Here is a 15,701-nt window from a genome sequence, read left to right as displayed (position 1 = left end):
CGCCGAGAACCTGCAACGCATCGGTCGCCGCGCCGCTCACCATGTCCCTGCCCCCTTCCCCAAGCACCGGCGATGCGTTGCCGGCGCACCTCGAAGCCGGCACCCCCGAGTACCGCCGCGCCAACCTGGCGATGTTCGTGGGCGGCTTCGCCACCTTTGCGCTCGTCTACAGCACCCAGCCGCTGCTGCCGCTGCTCGCCGACGAGTTCGGCGTCAGCGCGGCCAGCGCCAGCCTCACCGTCTCGGCCACCACCGCGGGGCTGGCGCTGATGCTGATCCCGGGCAGCGTGCTGGCGGATCGGCTCGGGCGCCAGCAGGTGATGAAGATCGCGCTCGCGATCGCGGCCGTGCTGGCGCTTGCGACCGCCTTCGCGCCCGACTTCTTGACGCTGCTGGTACTGCGCGCCCTGCTCGGCGCGGTGATCGCCGGGCTGCCAGCGGCGGCGATGGCCTATATCGGCGAGGAGGTGGCCGCCAATGCCCAGGCGCGGGCGATGGGCCTCTACATCGCCGGCAATGCGCTCGGCGGCATGAGCGGACGCTTCGTCGCCGCGCTGCTCACCGATCTCGGTTCATGGCGCACCGCGCTGGCGGTGATCGGCGGGTTCGGCCTCGTGGCGGCCGTGGTGTTCTGGCGCCGCCTGCCCGATTCGCGCCACTTCCAGCCGCGCGCGGCCACCCCGGCGCGCATCGTGCGCGACACGGTCGCCATCTACCGCGACCCCGGCCTGCCCTGGCTGTTCCTGGTCGCCTTCCTCGCCATGGGCGCCTTCGTCGGACTGTACAACTTCCTCGGCTTTCGCCTGCTGGAATCGCCCTACCTGCTCGGGCAAACCGCGATCGGCGCGATCTTCCTGCTCTACCTCGTCGGCACCTGGGCCTCGGCGCTCAGCGGCCGCCTGGCCGAGCGTCACGGCCGGCAGAAGGTGATGTGGCGGATGGTCGCGGTGATGGGCGCCGGCCTGGCGCTGACATTGGGGCAGCCGCTGTGGCTGATCATCGCCGGCGTGGGCGTGTTCACCTTCGGCTTCTTTGCCGCCCACGCGCTCGCCAGCGGCTGGGTGGGACGGCGTGCCGGCGAGCGCCGGGCGCTGGCCTCGGCGCTCTACCTGTCGAGCTACTACCTCGGCGCCAGCGTCATCGGCAGCGTTGCCGGTACAGCCTGGGCGGCCGGGCACTGGCCCGGGCTGGCGCTGCTGCTCGGCGCCTGCGTGCTGGCGACCGGCGCCGTCGCGCTGTGGCTGCGCCGCCTGCCTACTTGAGGTTGCCGGACAGGAACTGGCGCAGGCGTTCGCTCTTCGGCTGGCCAAACACCTGCGTCGGTGGGCCGCTCTCTTCCGCCAGCCCCTGGTGCAGGAACATCACCTGGCTCGACACCTCGCGCGCAAAACCCATCTCGTGGGTCACCACCACCATGGTGCGCCCCTCCTCGGCCAGGCCGCGCATCACCTTCAGCACCTCGCCCACCAGCTCCGGGTCCAGCGCCGAGGTCGGCTCGTCGAACAGCAATACCGCCGGCTCCATCGCCAGCGCGCGCGCAATCGCCACCCGCTGCTGCTGCCCGCCCGACAGGTGCGCCGGATAGCTGTCCTTGAAACGGCTGATGCCGACCTTGTCGAGGTAAGCCATCGCGCGCTCGCGCGCCTCCTTCTTCGGCACGCCCAGCACATGCACCGGCGCCTCGATCACGTTCTCCAGCACCGTCATGTGCGCCCACAGGTTGAAGTGCTGGAACACCATCGCCAGCCGGGTGCGCAGGCGCTGCAACTGCTTCGCATCGGCCACCTGCAGGTGACCATCCTTGCCCTTCACCAGGCGGATCTCCTCGCCCGCGACCGTGATGCGCCCGGCGTCGGGCTGCTCGAGGAAGTTGATGCAGCGCAGGAAGGTGCTCTTGCCCGATCCGGACGAGCCGATGATGGTGATGACGTCGCCCGCCTCGGCCGACAGCGACACGCCCTTGAGCACTTCGTGGTCGCCGTAGCGCTTGTGCAGGTCTTCGACGGTAAGCTGGGTCATTGAAAGATGTCCTTGGAGCAGGCTCACGCACCCTTGCGCAGCGGCTTGCGCGGCTGCAGGTGGGCGAGCCAGCGCCGCTCGGCGACGCGGAACAGGGCGACGAGGGCGAAGGTGATGCAGAGGTAGATCAGGCCGGCGAAGACGAAGGCCTCGAACGGCGCGAAGAACTGCGAGTAGGCGTTGCGCGCGGCGCCGGTCAGATCCATCAGGGTGACGGTGGAAGCGATCGCCGTGCCGTGCAGCATGAATATGATCTCGTTGCTGTACGCCGGCAACGCGCGCCGCAGCGCGCCCGGCAGCAGGATGCGGCGCAGCATCGTGAACCGGCTCATGCCGCACGCACGCGCCGCCTCCACCTCGCCGTGCGGCATCGCGCGCAAGGCACCGGCGATGATCTCGGTGGTGTAGGCCCCGGTGTTGAGCGCGAAGGTCACCAGCGCACAGCCGTATGGGTCGCGGAAGATCAGCCAGAACGCGTTGCCGTCGGCCCATTGCGCCTGGATCCACTCGAACTGGCCAAGGCCGTAGTACATCAGCAGCACCTGCACCAGCATCGGCGTGCCGCGGAAGAAATAGCTGTACGCCCACACCGGGCCGGACACCCAGCGACTGGGCGACACGCGCAGCACGGCGAGCGGAATCGCCAGCACCAGGCCGACGATCAGCGACAGCGCGGTGAGCTGCAGCGTCAGCCACAGCCCCGCCGCATACGACGGCCAGCTCTCGGTGAACAGGCTCCACTCGATCATGCCGAGGCCCTCCGCACACCGACCGAATAGCGCCGCTCCAGCCAGTTGAAGACCAGCCCGGACACCGCGGTCAGCGCGAGGTAGAACACGCACACCACCGCATAGAACAGGAAGGGCTCGTGCGTCGTGCGCCCGGCCTGGTCGGCCAGCCAGGTGATGTCCGACAGGCCGATGATCGACACCAGCGCGGTGCTCTTCTGCATGACCTGCCAGTTGTTGCCCAGGCCCGGCAGCGCGTGACGCAGCATCTGCGGGAACAGGATGCGGCTGAAGACCTGCCAGCGGCTCATGCCGTACGCCCGCCCGGCCTCGAGCTGCCCGGCCGGCACCGCCATGAAGGCGCCGCGGAAGGTCTCGGTGAAATACGCGCCGAAGATGAAGCCCAGCGTCACCACGCCGGCGACGAAGGGATTGACGTCGACATACTCGAGGCCGAGCGCGTCCGTCAGCACGTTGATGCCCACCTGCCCGCCGTAGAAGATCAGCAGCATCATCACCAGGTCGGGGATGCCGCGCACGATGGTCGTGTAGGCGGTCGCCGGCAGGCGCAGCAGGCGGTTCGGCGACAGGCGCGACGACGCGCCGAGCAGGCCGAGCACGAGCGCGAGCAGCAGCGAGAACACTGCGATCCGCAGCGTCACCCAGGCGCCATCGAGAAGGGAAGGTAGATAGCCGTAGAGCATCGGGATCGCCGCGCGCTCAGGCCAGGCAGCCGAGAGCGCAGCGGTCAGAAACATGAAGGCGGCCTTGCGGCCGCCGGGTAGTCAGGTGACGGGTCGGGCGGGAACCATTACCCGGCCACCCGCCGCATTCATTCACCGTAGATGTCGTAGTCGAAGTACTTCTTGCGAATCTCGTCGTACTTACCGTTGGCGCGGATCGCCGCCAGCGCCTTGTCGAGCTTCTGCTTGAGTTCGGCGTCCTGCTTGCGAATCGCGATGCCGACACCCTCGCCGATCACCCCTTTCTCGTCCGCGCTGCGGCCATGGTAGAGGCCGCCGGAGAACTCATAGTCGGCGCCCGCGGGCTGCTTGAGGAAGCCGCCGTCGGCCACCAGCGCATCCGCCCACGCCGCGTCGATGCGACCGGCCGACAGGTCGAGGTAGGCCTCTTCCTGGCGCGCATAACGCACCACGTTCACACCCTGGTCCGCCCAGAAGCGGGTCGCGAAGCCATCCGCCACCGTGCCGCGCTGCACGCCGATGCGCTTGCCCTTGAGCGCGTCCAGTTCGGGGACGAGCACACTGCCCTTTTTCGCCACCAGGGCGAGCGGGGTCGCGTAGTACTTGTCGGTGAAATCCACCCGCTTCTTGCGTTCCTCGGTGATCGACATCGATGCCGAGATGGCGTCGAACTTGCGGCTCAGCAGCGCCGGGATCATGCCGTCCCATTCCTGCTTCACCCAGGTGCACTTCGCCTTCATCTCTTCACACAAGGCGTTGGCAATGTCCACGTCGAACCCCTGCACTGCACCGCTGGTGTCGACCGTGTTGAACGGAGGGTAGGCGCCCTCCGTGGCGAAACGGATGCTGTCCCAGTCCTTGGCCATCGCGCCCTGCATGGCCAGGGCCATTGCGGCAAACATCAGCGTGCGTCGGATCATGTTGAACCCTTCGAATTGTAAGAATTTCGCCATTCTAACCGCTGCGCCGCTGCGCCGATTGCGCATTTGACCGCAATCAGCGATTGCTGCAGCGCAAAAACGCCGTTGATTCAATACAGCTTTTCGGCAAGCGCGCGCGCCAGCTCCTCGGCGGCCGGTGGATGAAAGCGGAAGAAGAGTTCGGGCTCGACGAGCTCGAGCTCCATCAGCCGGAAACCACCGGCGGCGTCGCGCACGAAATCCACCCGCGCATACACCGGCTGGGACGGACACGCGGCCACTGCCGCCTCGGCAAATGCGCGCTCCTCTGCGCTGGGTGCATGCGCATGCACCGTGCCGCCGTGATCGTCCTGCACCCGAAAATCCCCCACTCGCGCCGTCTTGCGAATGGCGTGCGTGCTGCGCCCGTCGATCACGATCAGCGACAGCTCGCCCTCAGCGACGATCGCCGGCTCGAAGCGCTGCACCATCATGGCCTCCTGCGCCAGGCAACGCGCGAACACGGCCTCGTGCCCGGCGAGCGCCTCCGTGCCCACCCGGTAGGTCAGCCGCGCCGCGCCCGACACCACCGGCTTGAAGACGATCTCGTCCCAGCCCTCCTCCGCCATGATCGACGCCAGCGACAGCTGCGCCCCGCGCGCGAGGAAGCGCGTCGGCACGACCGCCACGCCGCGCTGCGCGAGCTCGGCCAGGTAATGCTTGTCGACATTCCAGCGGATCAGGCCTGCGTCGTTGAACAGGCGTGTCTGCGCCGACACCGCATCCAGCCACGGCGAGAACTCGGCAAAGCGCTCGAAGTAATCCCAAGTCGAGCGAAACAGGACGCAGCCGCACTCGGACCAATCCATCTCCGGATCGGCCCACGAGCGCCGCACCACCGTCAGCCCCAGCGCCTGCAAGGCATCGCCCACCAGCGCCTCCTCGCGGGCAATCTGGGCCTGGTACCAGTCATCCAGGTCGGGATGCACATAGCGATCCTCGGTCAGGATCACCACGTCGATCGGCTTGGCATTCATCGCGGGCCTGTGGCGTAATGAAAGCCCGCGATTCTAGCAAGACTCCCATGTCCAATTCCCTGTCCCCCAGCCCTTCCCCCAACTCCATCCCGCTGTCCGTACTCGACCTCGCCCCGGTCACCGCCGGCAGCACGCCCGCCGACGCCTTGCGCAACACGCGCGAACTGGCGCAACTGGCCGACCGCAGCGGTTACACCCGCTTCTGGCTCGCCGAACACCACAACATGACCGGCATCGCCAGCGCCGCCACCGCGGTCGTGATCGCTCACGTGGCCGGCGCCACCGAACGCATCCGCGTCGGCGCCGGCGGCATCATGCTGCCCAACCACGCGCCGCTGGTGATCGCCGAGCAGTTCGGCACCCTCGAGTCCCTGTTCCCCGGCCGAATCGACCTCGGCCTCGGCCGCGCGCCGGGCACCGACCAGAACACCGCCCGCGCCCTGCGCCGCCACCTGGCCGGCAGCGACGACAACTTCCCGCAGGACGTGCTCGAGCTGCAGTCCTACTTCCAGCCCGTCCAGCCCAACCAGGCCGTGCGCGCCGTACCCGGCGCCGGGCTCGACGTGCCGATCTGGCTGCTCGGCTCCAGCCTGTACAGCGCAGAGCTCGCCGCCCACCTCGGCCTGCCCTTCGCGTTCGCCTCGCACTTTGCGCCGCGCTTCCTGTTCAAGGCCATCGACCTCTACCGCAGCCGCTTCCAGCCCTCCGCGCAGCTCGACAAGCCCTATGTCGCCGTCGCCGCCAACGCCATCGCGGCCGACACCGACGCCGAAGCCCACCGCCTGTTGCGCTCGCTGCGCCTGCGCTTCGCGGGCATGGCGCGCGGCGTGCGCGGCCAGTTGCAGGCGCCCGACGCCTTCGTCGAGGCCGACTGGTCAGCCGCCGAGCTGGCGTTTGCCGACGAATCGCTGGCGTGCTCCGCGGTCGGTTCGCCGAGCACGGTGCGCGAAGGGCTGCAGGCGCTGATCGAACGCACCGGCGCGGACGAACTCGTGCTCACCGCGCAGATCTTCGATCACGCGGCGCGGTTGAAGTCGTTTGAGCTGATTGCCCAGGCCTGGGGGCTCACGGGGACCACGGCTGCAGAGCTCGGCACAAGCGAGGACCAGGCCGCACTCATCGAAGCAGGAAGGCATATTCAGGACGAACTAGCCCGTATCGACATCACCGATGACAATGCATCGGCTGACGCCAAGGCTTGGCGCGAGAGCCAGAATCCTTCTTAAGCGGCTCGTCATCAACGCCAACGAGCTCCCTGCCTTCACGCCTGCTGATCAGAGCTCGGCAGCCGTTCCAGCATGAAGCGGTCGTACCCCTGCAGCACCAGCTCGCGCGTCTTCGTCACGTCGGCCTCGAGCGCGCCGTTGAAGACGCCGAGCCCGCTCAGGATGTCGCGCGCCTCGCCGAAACCCTTCTCGAAACCACCGCGGATGACGTCCATGAAGTCGCGCAGCACGGTCTCGGGGTCATCCTCGGGACGGCGCGCGGCATAGGCATCGAAGAACGCGGTCGACATCGACACGATGCGCCCAGCGGTGGCCTCGGCCGAGTTGTCCTGGCCCATCGCGTTCTGGATGGCATCCGGGCCCAGCATCGGCGCGAGCGCCTCGTTGATGCCCTCGATCGCGGAGCGGAACAGCAAGGCCTGCGACTGATCGCCCGCGCGGATCGACACCGCCATCGAGGCCTGCAGGATGCCGACGTTCAGATCCTTGCGCAGCGCGGCCTCGGACACCTGCTCCTGACGCTGCACGCGCGAACCCGCGGCGCTGTTCTGGCGGGCGGCGTCGGCGGGCTGGAAAGCGCCGCTTGCAAGGGCGGAAGTGGCGGGAAGGATTGTGTTCATGGGCGGCTCCGGTAGCGGGTTCTCTGAATTTCATTGTAGGCCTCTGCGGGCCAAGTCGCCCGGCCGGCACGGCACCTACTCGCCCCGCAAGATGCTGAATTCCCTGAACAAGCGACTCGGCAAGGGCACGATCAATCGCCAGTGAATGCTCATTGGCTTACCACCTTCCTTCGCACTATCCAGAATCACGGGGCCACACGCACGGTATGGCTCCCCCTTGGCGGTACGAACGAAAAGCTGGAAGCCCCAGCCATTGCCCGGGCTCTCCAGATAGCGACGGCCCGCAGGCGTCTCCGGCCCCGCCGAGTTCTGCGACTGCCAGTGAAACAGCTCGGGACTGATCGCGTAGTCTCGATACGCGATGCGCTCGTGATAGCCCTCACGCTTGTCCAGCGTCACGAACAGCAACTCGACCTTGCGCTCGTGCAGCGCGAGAACGCCGGCCTGGAAAGGCGTGCGCCGGCTCGGGCTCAGCCAGCCCAGCGCCGTGAGAATCTCGCGGATGCCATAAGCCGCGTGCAGGCAGAGCGGCACATCCTCCAGTCCCGGCACAGCCTGCGCCCGCAAGCTGCTGCGCGCCTGCAAGACACCGCCCAGCTCGGCAAGCTCCGCCACTTGCTCAGGGTTATGCTGCAGCCGCTGCAGGAAATCCTCGCCGCTACCCTTCTGATGCTGCTGCGCATCGATCTGATAGGCGAGCATCTGCAGTAGGCGCCGGTCCCGCTCGTCCCGCACCCGGTAGGCCGCGTCCGGCTCGCGCAGCGAGCACAGCAGATCGGTCCGCGCCGGATCGTCGAAGTGCAGCAGATCCCCAAACCGCCGCCCGAAGTAATCGTCCTCGCTACCCGGCGGCGTGCTCAGCAAGCCCGCGTCGCGCTTGAGGTTGGTCCAGCCCGAGCGCCCGCTGCTGCGATAGAGGTCGTCGAGCTCGATCGCCTGCTCGGTGAGGAAGCTGGCAAGCCGGATGTCGGTGCGTCCGCGCAGCGCGGCGTAGGCCTGCAGCTCCGTCTTCAGCCGCCGCCAGTTCTGCTGCACCAGCTTGCGCAGGCTGCGCAGCACCTGCTCGCGCGTCTGGCGCTGCAGATGAATGTGGCAACCGGGCGGCAGCATGCCGAAGCCCTTGTCCACCGCATCGATCAACTGCGTGCGCGACAGCCCGGTGATGGTCGACAGCAGGCGGTCGAAGCGGAATTCCTCGCGGTGTCGGCCGACGAAATCCAGGATCAGGCAGCTCTCCTTGCCCTTGGCCAGACGCAGGCCGCGGCCGATCTGCTGCTGGAACAGCACCGGGCTCTGCGTCGGACGAAGCAGGAGCAGCGTATCGACGAGCGGCAGGTCGACGCCCTCGTTGTACAGGTCGCAGGTCACCAGCGCGGCGACCTCGCCGCGCGCCAGTAGCTCGGGCGCACGGCGGCGCTCGTCCGTGGGCGTATCGCCCACCACGCACAGCGCCTTGATGCCGGCCCGGTTCAGCCGCGCCGTCATGTCCTGCGCGTGCGCCACCGAGACGCAGAACACCAGCGCCCGCCCGCGCGCCGGGTCGCCCGTCAGGCGCCGCCACTCGTCGAGCACCAGCCGCGCGCGGACATCGTTCCCGGTGACCAGCTTCTCGATTGCGGCGACCTCCCCCGCCTGCTGCCAAGGCACGGCGGAGAAATCCGTGTCGTCGTCGCAGGCGTAATACTCGAACGGACTCAGCAACTGCTGGTCGAGCGCATGCCAGAGCCGCAGCTCCACCGCCGGCGAGCCATCCGGCCGGTTGTCGAAATAACCCAGGATCGGCTTGCCATCGCTGCGCTCCGGCGTCGCCGTCAGGCCGAGCAGCACGCGCGGGCGCACAGCGCTGACAAAGGCATCGAAGCGATCCGCCGCCAGGCGATGGCACTCGTCGACCACCACGGTGTGCCAGTAATCGGCACCGCAGCGGGACACCAGCGCGCGCGCGGACACGCTGTCGATGGTGGCGAACAGATGGTCGAAGCCCTCGGGCTGCACGCCGCCGACCAGCACCTCGCCGAAGGCGTGGTCGCGCAGCACCTCGCGATAGGCGCGCAGCGCCTGCTTCAGGATCTCCTCACGGTGCGCCACGAACAGCAGCCGCGGCCGCCCACCTTCCTGCTGGCAGAGGCGCTTGTAGTCGAAGGCCGCCACCACCGTCTTGCCGGTGCCGGTCGCGGCCACCACCAGGTTGCGCCAGCGGCCGTGATCGCGCTCGATCTGCAGTTGGTCGAGCATCTCCTGCTGGTAGGTCTTGGGCTCGAGATCGAAATAGGTCGGGCGCGCGATCAAGTCGTCCCCCGACTCGCGCCTGAGCGCCTCGCCCAGCGCCTTGCGATGCGCGGGGTTGGCGGGGTCATAGGACTGGAACTCGCTGTCTTCCCAGAGCGTCTCGAAGTGCGCGCTGGCACGCTCGAACAGATCGGTCTGGCCGCGCTCGGTGAACTTCACCGTCCATTCCAGCCCGCCCATCAAGGCGGCGCCCGACAGGTTGGCACTGCCCACGTAGGCGGAGCCAAAGCCGGTGCGGCGGCGGAACAGCCAGGCCTTGGCATGCAGCCGGGTACGACGACCATCCAGCGACACGCGGATCTCGCAACCCGGTAACCGGGCGAGCTCGTCCAGCGCACGGATCTCGGTGGCGCCGGTGTAGGTGGTGGTCAGCACCCGCAGCCGCGTGCGCGGCATGCCATCCGGCCCGACCGCAGTGATCCAGTGCAGGATATCAAGCAGCTTGCGCACGCCGGAATGGGTGATGAAGCTCACCAGGATGTCAACCTGATCGCAGGCCGCCAGCTCGCGGCGCAGCTCGGTCAGTAGCGACGGCGAACCCTTGCCCGCAGTGAACAGCCAGGGGAAAGCCAGACCGGTTTCCGGGATTGCAGGTTTGGGCGACCGCTGGTGGATGGCCTGGAGAATGTGGGGCGGCGCGGACAGCGTCTCGGCCTCGCCCGCGCGCTTGCCGAGACGCTGCTTCAGGCTGACGAGCAGGAAATTGACGAGGTCGAGCTGCTGGCGGAGCTTCTCGGCGCCCTCGCCGTGCAGGTCATCGAGGATGCGGGAGAGTTGGGAGGCGAGCGCATCGGCGAGGCGCTCGGGGGCGTCTTCGACGGTGAGGGGTTTGAGGCTGTGGGCGTGCTCGTCCGTCGTCCGGGTGACGGCGTCGCGAAGGGCCTCGGTGAGGAGTTGGTCGTAGAGACCATCAGGCAGTGTCATACGATTCCCGCTGGTCCTCCGCCGTGGCGAATGGTCCCTGAGACTTCAGAACCCCTGAAACAGCATATCCAGCGCTGTCGTAATTTCGGCCCTGAAAGCGCCAAGTCGCGCCACCGGCACCTTGAGCAGGCTGGCCGGTACCGCCGCCATGAACTGGGTAGCCATCACGAAACGGCCGTCTTCGATCTCAAAGACGGGATTGAGCCCTCTGGCTGGCTGGAGCTCACCACCGCTCGGCAGCAGCGGCACGACGACCCGGGTGTTCAGGTGGCTCAGCAGGTCAGCTTGAACATCGAGCAGAAAGCCCTCGCCCGCGCTGTTTCGGTAGACGTCGAAGCGTGCCATCAGAAGTTCCGAAACTGCGCGAGCGGCAAGCCGTGCTGCTCAACGTATGCGTTCGAGCTGTCTAGCGCGCGACGATTCTCTTCGAGCCATTGCGCTGCACGACGCTCCGCCACGGCAAGCGCCAAACCGGCCTCGGCCGCCTGTGAGATATTGATGCGCAGGGCCTTCGCCTCTACAAGCAAGGCTTCATCGAGCGTCACGTTCGTCGCTTTGCGGGCAGCGCCGGGAACAGTCGTGTGCATCATGATGGAGTCGCCTCGTGAAAGAAGTGCCCACATTATAGATGCGGAATTTCGTGCGCATTCACGCCCACATAAAGCAAAACCCCCCGCCATCTCTGACGAGGGGTCTCTCCACCAGGACGGCCTCCCGGCCGTCCCAGCCTTCCAGCTACTTACCGACTCAAACTTCCACCGTATCCGCAACCGCGCGGAATTCCTCGATCTGGTCGAAGTTCATGTAGCGGTAGATGTCGGCGGCCTTCTTGTTCACCACCTCCACCTGCGCCATGTACTCCTGCACGGTCGGGATCTTGCCCATCAGCGCGCACACCGCGGCCAGCTCGGCCGAGCCCAGGTAGACGCGGGTGTCGATGCCGAGGCGGTTGGGGAAGTTGCGCGTCGAGGTCGACATCGCGGTGCTGCCCTTGCGGATCTGCGCCTGGTTGCCCATGCACAGCGAGCAGCCCGGCATCTCCATGCGGGCGCCCGACTTGCCGAGCACGCCGTAGTAGCCTTCCTCGTTGAGGATCATCGCGTCCATCTTGGTGGGCGGGGCGATCCACAGGCGGGTCGGGATGTCGGACTTGCCCTCGAGCACCTTGCCGGCGGCGCGGAAGTGGCCGATGTTGGTCATGCACGAGCCGATGAAGACTTCGTCGATCTTGTCGCCGGCGACTTCGGACAGCAGCTTGACGTCGTCCGGGTCGTTCGGGCAGGCGACGACCGGCTCCTTGATGTCGGCGAGGTCGATCTCGATAACCGCGGCGTACTCGGCATCGGCGTCGCCCTCGAGCAGCTCGCCCTTGGCGATCCACTCTTCCATCGCCTTGATGCGGCGCTTGAGGGTGCGCGCATCCTCGTAGCCGTTGGCGATCATCCACTTCATCAGGGTGATGTTCGAGTTCATGTACTCGACGATCGGCTCCTTGTTGAGGTGGACCGTGCAGCCGGCGGCCGAGCGCTCGGCCGAGGCGTCGGTGAGCTCGAAAGCCTGTTCGACCTTCAGGTCCGGCAGCCCTTCGATTTCGAGGATGCGGCCGGAGAAGATGTTCTTCTTGCCCTTCTTCTCGACGGTCAGCAGACCGGCCTTGATCGCGTACAGCGGGATGGCGTTGACCAGGTCACGCAGGGTGACGCCCGGCTGCATCGTGCCCTTGAAGCGCACGAGCACCGATTCCGGCATGTCGAGCGGCATGACGCCGGTGGCTGCGGCAAAGGCGACCAGGCCGGAGCCGGCGGGGAAGGAGATGCCGATCGGGAAGCGGGTGTGGCTGTCGCCGCCGGTGCCGACGGTGTCGGGCAGCAGCAGGCGGTTGAGCCAGGAGTGGATCACGCCGTCGCCCGGACGCAGCGAGACGCCGCCGCGGGTGCTGATGAAGCTCGGCAGCTCGCGGTGCATCTTGACGTCGACCAGCTTCGGGTAGGCCGCGGTGTGGCAGAAGGACTGCATCACCAGGTCGGCGGAGAAGCCGAGGCAGGCGAGGTCCTTGAGTTCGTCGCGGGTCATCGGGCCGGTGGTGTCCTGCGAGCCGACGGTGGTCATGCGCGGTTCGCAGTAGGTGCCCGGACGGACGCCCTGGCCTTCCGGCATGCCGCAGGCACGGCCGACCATCTTCTGCGCCAGCGAGTAGCCCTTGCCGGAATCGGCGGGGGCCTGCGGCAGGCGGAACAGCGTGGAGGCCGGCAGACCGAGGGCTTCGCGCGCCTTGGTGGTGAGGCCCCGACCGATGATCAGCGGGATGCGGCCACCGGCGCGCACTTCGTCGAGGATCACCAGGGTCTTGAGTTGCGACTCGGCAACCACGGCGCCGTTCTTGAGCGCGGTGACCTTGCCGGTCTGGGCGTCGACCTTGAGCTCGATCTCGTCGCCCATGTCGAACTGGCCGCAGTCGATCTCGATCGGCAGCGCGCCGGCGTCTTCCATGGTGTTGAAGAAGATCGGGGCGATCTTGGAGCCCAGGCACACGCCGCCGAAGCGCTTGTTCGGGACGAAGGGGATGTCTTCGCCGGTGAACCACAGCACCGAGTTGGTGGCGGACTTGCGCGAGGAGCCGGTACCGACCACGTCACCGACGTAGGCGACCAGGTTGCCCTTGGCACGCAGGTCTTCGAGGAACTTGACCGGGCCGCGCACGCCGGCTTCTTCCGGCTCGATGCCCGGACGCGGGTTCTTGAGCATGGCCAGCGCGTGCAGCGGGATGTCGGGGCGCGACCAGGCGTCCGGGGCGGGCGACAGGTCGTCGGTGTTGGTTTCGCCGGTGACCTTGAGCACGGTGAGCTTTTGCGAGGCGGGGACTTCCGGGCGGCTGGTGAACCACTCGGCGTCGGCCCACGACTGCATGACGCCCTTGGCGTTGGCGTTGCCCTTTTCGGCCAGTTCCTTTACGTCGTGGAAGTAGTCGAACATCAGCAGGGTCTTCTTGAGACCCTCGGCGGCGACCGCGCCGACTTCGGCGTCGGCGAGCAGGTCGATCATCGGCTTGATGTTGAAGCCGCCCAGCATGGTGCCGAGCAGCTCGGTGGCCTTGGCGCGCGACACCAGCGCACAGGCTTCGTCACCCTTGGAGACCTTGGCCAGGAACTCGGCCTTGACCTTGGCGGCGTCGTCCACGCCAGCCGGAACACGATAGGTGAGGAGCTCGACGAGGAAGGCCTCCTCGCCCGCGGGGGGGTTCTTCAGCAGCTCGACCAGCTCGGTGACCTGCTGCTTGCTCAGCGGCAGCGGCGGGATTCCGAGGGCGGCACGTTCGGCGACATGGGCACGGTAGGCTTCAAGCACGGCGAATTCCTCACTTGTTCGTGGCGGTGATCAGGCTCCGGACGGGCGACGCCCGCGCGGGACAGGTTGGATTATATGTCTTTTATAAGACTTGCGGTGCAGTGCAACACCAAGACATCCCTTCCGGGTGACAAACCCGCAAAATTCTACTCCTCTCGCGGGCGCAGGCCCAGATCACCCACCTGCCCCGCAAGCCGCCCGGAATCGGGCGCCGGCGTGATCGTGCCGGCCGATGCCGGCTCGACCTGGGGCGAAGCGCCCTGCCCGCTCTCCCCCTGCCCGCCGGCCGGAGGGTTGTGGTAACGGATCCGGGTGGGCGAGGTCGCCCCGCCGGTCATGACGAAGCTCATCGCCTCGTCCATGGTCCAGTCGGTCGACACCACCTGGGACACCGGCACGATCTCGATGTAGCCCGAGGTCGGGTTGGGCGAGGTCGGCACGTAGACCGCTGCGAGCTCTTCGCCGGTGGTCTCGTCGCGGATGACGCGGGTGACGAAGCCGACTGCCTTCATGTCCCGCGATGGGAAGCTGATCAGCACCACGCGCTGCACACCCTCCGGCTTTTCCTTCACTGCGGCGAGGAAGCGCTTGGTACCGCCATAGATCGCCGCCACCAGCGGAATGCTCTGCACCACGCGCTCGAGCCAGCCGATGATGCGCTGGCCGATCACCAGCGAAGCCAGCCAGCCCAGCACGTAGAGCACCACCACGGTGAAGATCACGCCCAGCACCGACTGAAACTGCGGCAGCAGGATGAAGTCCGCCACCGCCGGGTAGTTGCGCTGCAGGCCGCGCGAGATCGCGATCACCCAGGGCGTGCCGAGCCTGGACAACTGCGTGAAGATGAAATCGAAGACCAGCCAGGTGACCCAGAGCGGTGCAGCCGTCAGCAGGCCAATGAGCAGGTAGCGCCGGGTGGTGCGGATGCGTTCTTGGGTATGTTTGTCCATCGCGAGCGTCTGCTCTCGGGCCATGTGCGAAGTGGCAGGAGCATACCGCAAGCACTGCGCCATCTGCCGCGCTGCACGCCGACGCGCACGCGTTTTTGCCCTCATCGACGGGTTTTTATCACTGCCGTGGGGCGCCATGGTGCAGAATTGCAGGGCCTTTCACGCCCATGCCCGATGAAGCCCGACCAGCCCTGCCCCTGCGACTCGAGCCGCCCCTACGCACGTTGCTGTGGGCCACTGCACGCAGGCGCCGCAGCACCCTCGGCCGAAGCGCTGATGCGGTCGCGCTACGCGGCCTTCGTCCTCGGCCTGGACGATTACCTGCTCGCCACCTGGCATCACACCACCCGCCCCGCCTCCCTCGATCACGACGAGGCCCAGCCGCCAAAATGGATTGGGCTGCAGATCAGGATGCAGCGGCAGCTCGACGCGGAGCATGCCGAAGTGGAGTTCGTCGCACGCTACCGCATCGGCGGGCGCGCGCAGCGCCTGCATGAACTCAGCCGCTTCGTGCGCGAGGACGGACGCTGGCTCTATGTCGATGGCACCCTTTACTGAACCGGAGCCCCACCATGAACCTCGAGAAAGTCATCTTCGGTTTCTTCATCGTGCTCGCCGCCACCCTGAACTTCGGCTTTTTCGTCGGCGACATCGACAACCCTGCACACCATGACATCTACGAGCTCTTCGCTGCACTCGTGGTCAGCCTGATCGCCACCGTGCTCAAGTTCGGCGACCGCACGCAGATCGGCGCGGTGCATCTTTCGACCAGCCTCGCAGCAGATCTTCAACTGATCGCCGCCGCGCTGGTCTGGGGGTATGCGGCGCATGTCTCTGAGACGGGCCTCAGCCCCGACATGACGGCCAAGGTGGTTTCGCTGTCGGGCGGCGCGCTGTTCGCCAACATGGTCTCGGTCATCATCCTGATCGCCGAAACCATCATCCAGCGCCGCTGACAGG

Annotated in this window: 15 protein-coding genes and 1 pseudogene; 5 read left to right on the top strand and 11 right to left on the bottom strand. The window is 67.1% G+C overall.

Annotated features, from left to right (window positions below; translation table 11 throughout):
- Positions 1–131 precede the first annotated feature (131 nt).
- On the top strand, positions 132–1,262 hold the full coding sequence (locus tag RBT54_RS02610) for an MFS transporter (RefSeq protein ID WP_320363952.1): 1,131 nt from the start codon (positions 132–134) through the stop codon (positions 1,260–1,262).
- Here RBT54_RS02610 and RBT54_RS02605 read toward each other — a convergent pair.
- The 5 genes from RBT54_RS02605 to RBT54_RS02585 all read right to left on the bottom strand — a co-directional run bounded on the left by RBT54_RS02605 (position 1,255) and on the right by RBT54_RS02585 (position 5,387).
- Positions 1,255–2,019 (bottom strand): ABC transporter ATP-binding protein, encoded by a 765-nt coding sequence (locus tag RBT54_RS02605; protein WP_320363803.1) that lies wholly within the window; start codon positions 2,017–2,019, stop codon positions 1,255–1,257. The genes RBT54_RS02610 and RBT54_RS02605 overlap by 8 nt on opposite strands.
- A 23-nt stretch (positions 2,020–2,042) precedes the next feature.
- Entirely contained in the window at positions 2,043–2,768 is a 726-nt protein-coding gene (locus RBT54_RS02600; protein WP_320363801.1) for an ABC transporter permease, read from the bottom strand.
- Entirely contained in the window at positions 2,765–3,451 is a 687-nt protein-coding gene (locus tag RBT54_RS02595; protein ID WP_320363950.1) for an ABC transporter permease, read from the bottom strand. The genes RBT54_RS02600 and RBT54_RS02595 overlap by 4 nt, the downstream gene beginning before the upstream one ends.
- 128 nt (positions 3,452–3,579) lie before the next feature.
- Positions 3,580–4,371: an ABC transporter substrate-binding protein gene (locus RBT54_RS02590; RefSeq protein WP_320363800.1), complete on the bottom strand. Its 792-nt coding sequence runs from the start codon at positions 4,369–4,371 to the stop codon at positions 3,580–3,582.
- A 110-nt stretch (positions 4,372–4,481) separates the two neighbouring features.
- A complete protein-coding gene (locus RBT54_RS02585; RefSeq protein ID WP_320363798.1) occupies positions 4,482–5,387 on the bottom strand; it encodes a hypothetical protein in 906 nt (301 codons plus the stop codon).
- 47 nt (positions 5,388–5,434) lie between these two features.
- Between RBT54_RS02585 and RBT54_RS02580 the strand changes: the two genes are divergently transcribed.
- Positions 5,435–6,613, top strand: coding sequence for an LLM class flavin-dependent oxidoreductase (locus RBT54_RS02580; protein ID WP_320363796.1), 1,179 nt, complete (start codon positions 5,435–5,437; stop codon positions 6,611–6,613).
- Between the two features lie 35 nt (positions 6,614–6,648).
- Here the strand turns inward: RBT54_RS02580 and RBT54_RS02575 are convergent, their stop codons facing one another.
- From RBT54_RS02575 to RBT54_RS02550, 6 genes are all read right to left on the bottom strand, one after another.
- Positions 6,649–7,233, bottom strand: coding sequence for a DUF5610 domain-containing protein (locus RBT54_RS02575; protein ID WP_320363794.1), 585 nt, complete (start codon positions 7,231–7,233; stop codon positions 6,649–6,651).
- A 75-nt stretch (positions 7,234–7,308) separates the two neighbouring features.
- Positions 7,309–10,446 (bottom strand): DUF3427 domain-containing protein, encoded by a 3,138-nt coding sequence (locus tag RBT54_RS02570; RefSeq protein ID WP_320363792.1) that lies wholly within the window; start codon positions 10,444–10,446, stop codon positions 7,309–7,311.
- Between the two features lie 45 nt (positions 10,447–10,491).
- Positions 10,492–10,791 carry a CcdB family protein gene (locus tag RBT54_RS02565; RefSeq protein WP_320363790.1) on the bottom strand — a complete coding sequence of 100 codons (300 nt, stop codon included), beginning with the start codon at positions 10,789–10,791 and terminating at the stop codon, positions 10,492–10,494.
- Positions 10,791–11,036 carry a type II toxin-antitoxin system CcdA family antitoxin gene (locus tag RBT54_RS02560; RefSeq protein ID WP_320363788.1) on the bottom strand — a complete coding sequence of 82 codons (246 nt, stop codon included), beginning with the start codon at positions 11,034–11,036 and terminating at the stop codon, positions 10,791–10,793. The genes RBT54_RS02565 and RBT54_RS02560 overlap by 1 nt, the downstream gene beginning before the upstream one ends.
- 157 nt (positions 11,037–11,193) lie before the next feature.
- Positions 11,194–13,791 (bottom strand): bifunctional aconitate hydratase 2/2-methylisocitrate dehydratase, encoded by a 2,598-nt coding sequence (acnB, locus tag RBT54_RS02555; protein ID WP_320363786.1) that lies wholly within the window; start codon positions 13,789–13,791, stop codon positions 11,194–11,196.
- Between the two features lie 146 nt (positions 13,792–13,937).
- Entirely contained in the window at positions 13,938–14,741 is an 804-nt protein-coding gene (locus RBT54_RS02550) for a DUF502 domain-containing protein (RefSeq protein ID WP_320363784.1), read from the bottom strand.
- Between RBT54_RS02550 and RBT54_RS02545 the strand changes: the two are divergent.
- The 3 genes and pseudogenes from RBT54_RS02545 to RBT54_RS02535 form a co-directional block, all read left to right on the top strand.
- Positions 14,730–14,978, top strand: a pseudogene (locus tag RBT54_RS02545) (SEC-C metal-binding domain-containing protein); the annotation flags it as partial. The gene RBT54_RS02550 and the pseudogene RBT54_RS02545 sit on opposite strands and share 12 nt — an antisense overlap.
- Entirely contained in the window at positions 14,979–15,299 is a 321-nt protein-coding gene (locus tag RBT54_RS02540; protein ID WP_320363948.1) for a YchJ family protein, read from the top strand.
- 14 nt (positions 15,300–15,313) lie between these two features.
- Positions 15,314–15,697 carry a DUF6394 family protein gene (locus RBT54_RS02535; protein WP_320363782.1) on the top strand — a complete coding sequence of 128 codons (384 nt, stop codon included), beginning with the start codon at positions 15,314–15,316 and terminating at the stop codon, positions 15,695–15,697.
- Positions 15,698–15,701 lie beyond the last annotated feature (4 nt).

Origin of the sequence: Thauera sp., assembly GCF_034003485.1 — a bacterium.
In the GTDB taxonomy this organism is placed as follows: Bacteria; Pseudomonadota; Gammaproteobacteria; order Burkholderiales; family Rhodocyclaceae; genus Thauera.
This window is presented reverse-complemented; position numbering and strand designations above follow the sequence as displayed.

What these genes read in the sequence shown, in the direction of transcription:
- RBT54_RS02570 (WP_320363792.1), bottom strand. Translation starts at nt 10,446, where the DNA reads ATGACACTGCCTGATGGTCTCTACGACCAACTCCTCACCGAGGCCCTT.
- RBT54_RS02565 (WP_320363790.1), bottom strand. Translation starts at nt 10,791, where the DNA reads ATGGCACGCTTCGACGTCTACCGAAACAGCGCGGGCGAGGGCTTTCTG.
- RBT54_RS02575 (WP_320363794.1), bottom strand. Translation starts at nt 7,233, where the DNA reads ATGAACACAATCCTTCCCGCCACTTCCGCCCTTGCAAGCGGCGCTTTC.
- RBT54_RS02605 (WP_320363803.1), bottom strand. Translation starts at nt 2,019, where the DNA reads ATGACCCAGCTTACCGTCGAAGACCTGCACAAGCGCTACGGCGACCAC.
- RBT54_RS02610 (WP_320363952.1), top strand. Translation starts at nt 132, where the DNA reads ATGTTCGTGGGCGGCTTCGCCACCTTTGCGCTCGTCTACAGCACCCAG.
- RBT54_RS02585 (WP_320363798.1), bottom strand. Translation starts at nt 5,387, where the DNA reads ATGAATGCCAAGCCGATCGACGTGGTGATCCTGACCGAGGATCGCTAT.
- RBT54_RS02550 (WP_320363784.1), bottom strand. Translation starts at nt 14,741, where the DNA reads ATGGACAAACATACCCAAGAACGCATCCGCACCACCCGGCGCTACCTG.
- RBT54_RS02595 (WP_320363950.1), bottom strand. Translation starts at nt 3,451, where the DNA reads ATGCTCTACGGCTATCTACCTTCCCTTCTCGATGGCGCCTGGGTGACG.
- RBT54_RS02560 (WP_320363788.1), bottom strand. Translation starts at nt 11,036, where the DNA reads ATGATGCACACGACTGTTCCCGGCGCTGCCCGCAAAGCGACGAACGTG.
- RBT54_RS02535 (WP_320363782.1), top strand. Translation starts at nt 15,314, where the DNA reads ATGAACCTCGAGAAAGTCATCTTCGGTTTCTTCATCGTGCTCGCCGCC.
- RBT54_RS02590 (WP_320363800.1), bottom strand. Translation starts at nt 4,371, where the DNA reads ATGATCCGACGCACGCTGATGTTTGCCGCAATGGCCCTGGCCATGCAG.
- RBT54_RS02600 (WP_320363801.1), bottom strand. Translation starts at nt 2,768, where the DNA reads ATGATCGAGTGGAGCCTGTTCACCGAGAGCTGGCCGTCGTATGCGGCG.
- RBT54_RS02580 (WP_320363796.1), top strand. Translation starts at nt 5,435, where the DNA reads ATGTCCAATTCCCTGTCCCCCAGCCCTTCCCCCAACTCCATCCCGCTG.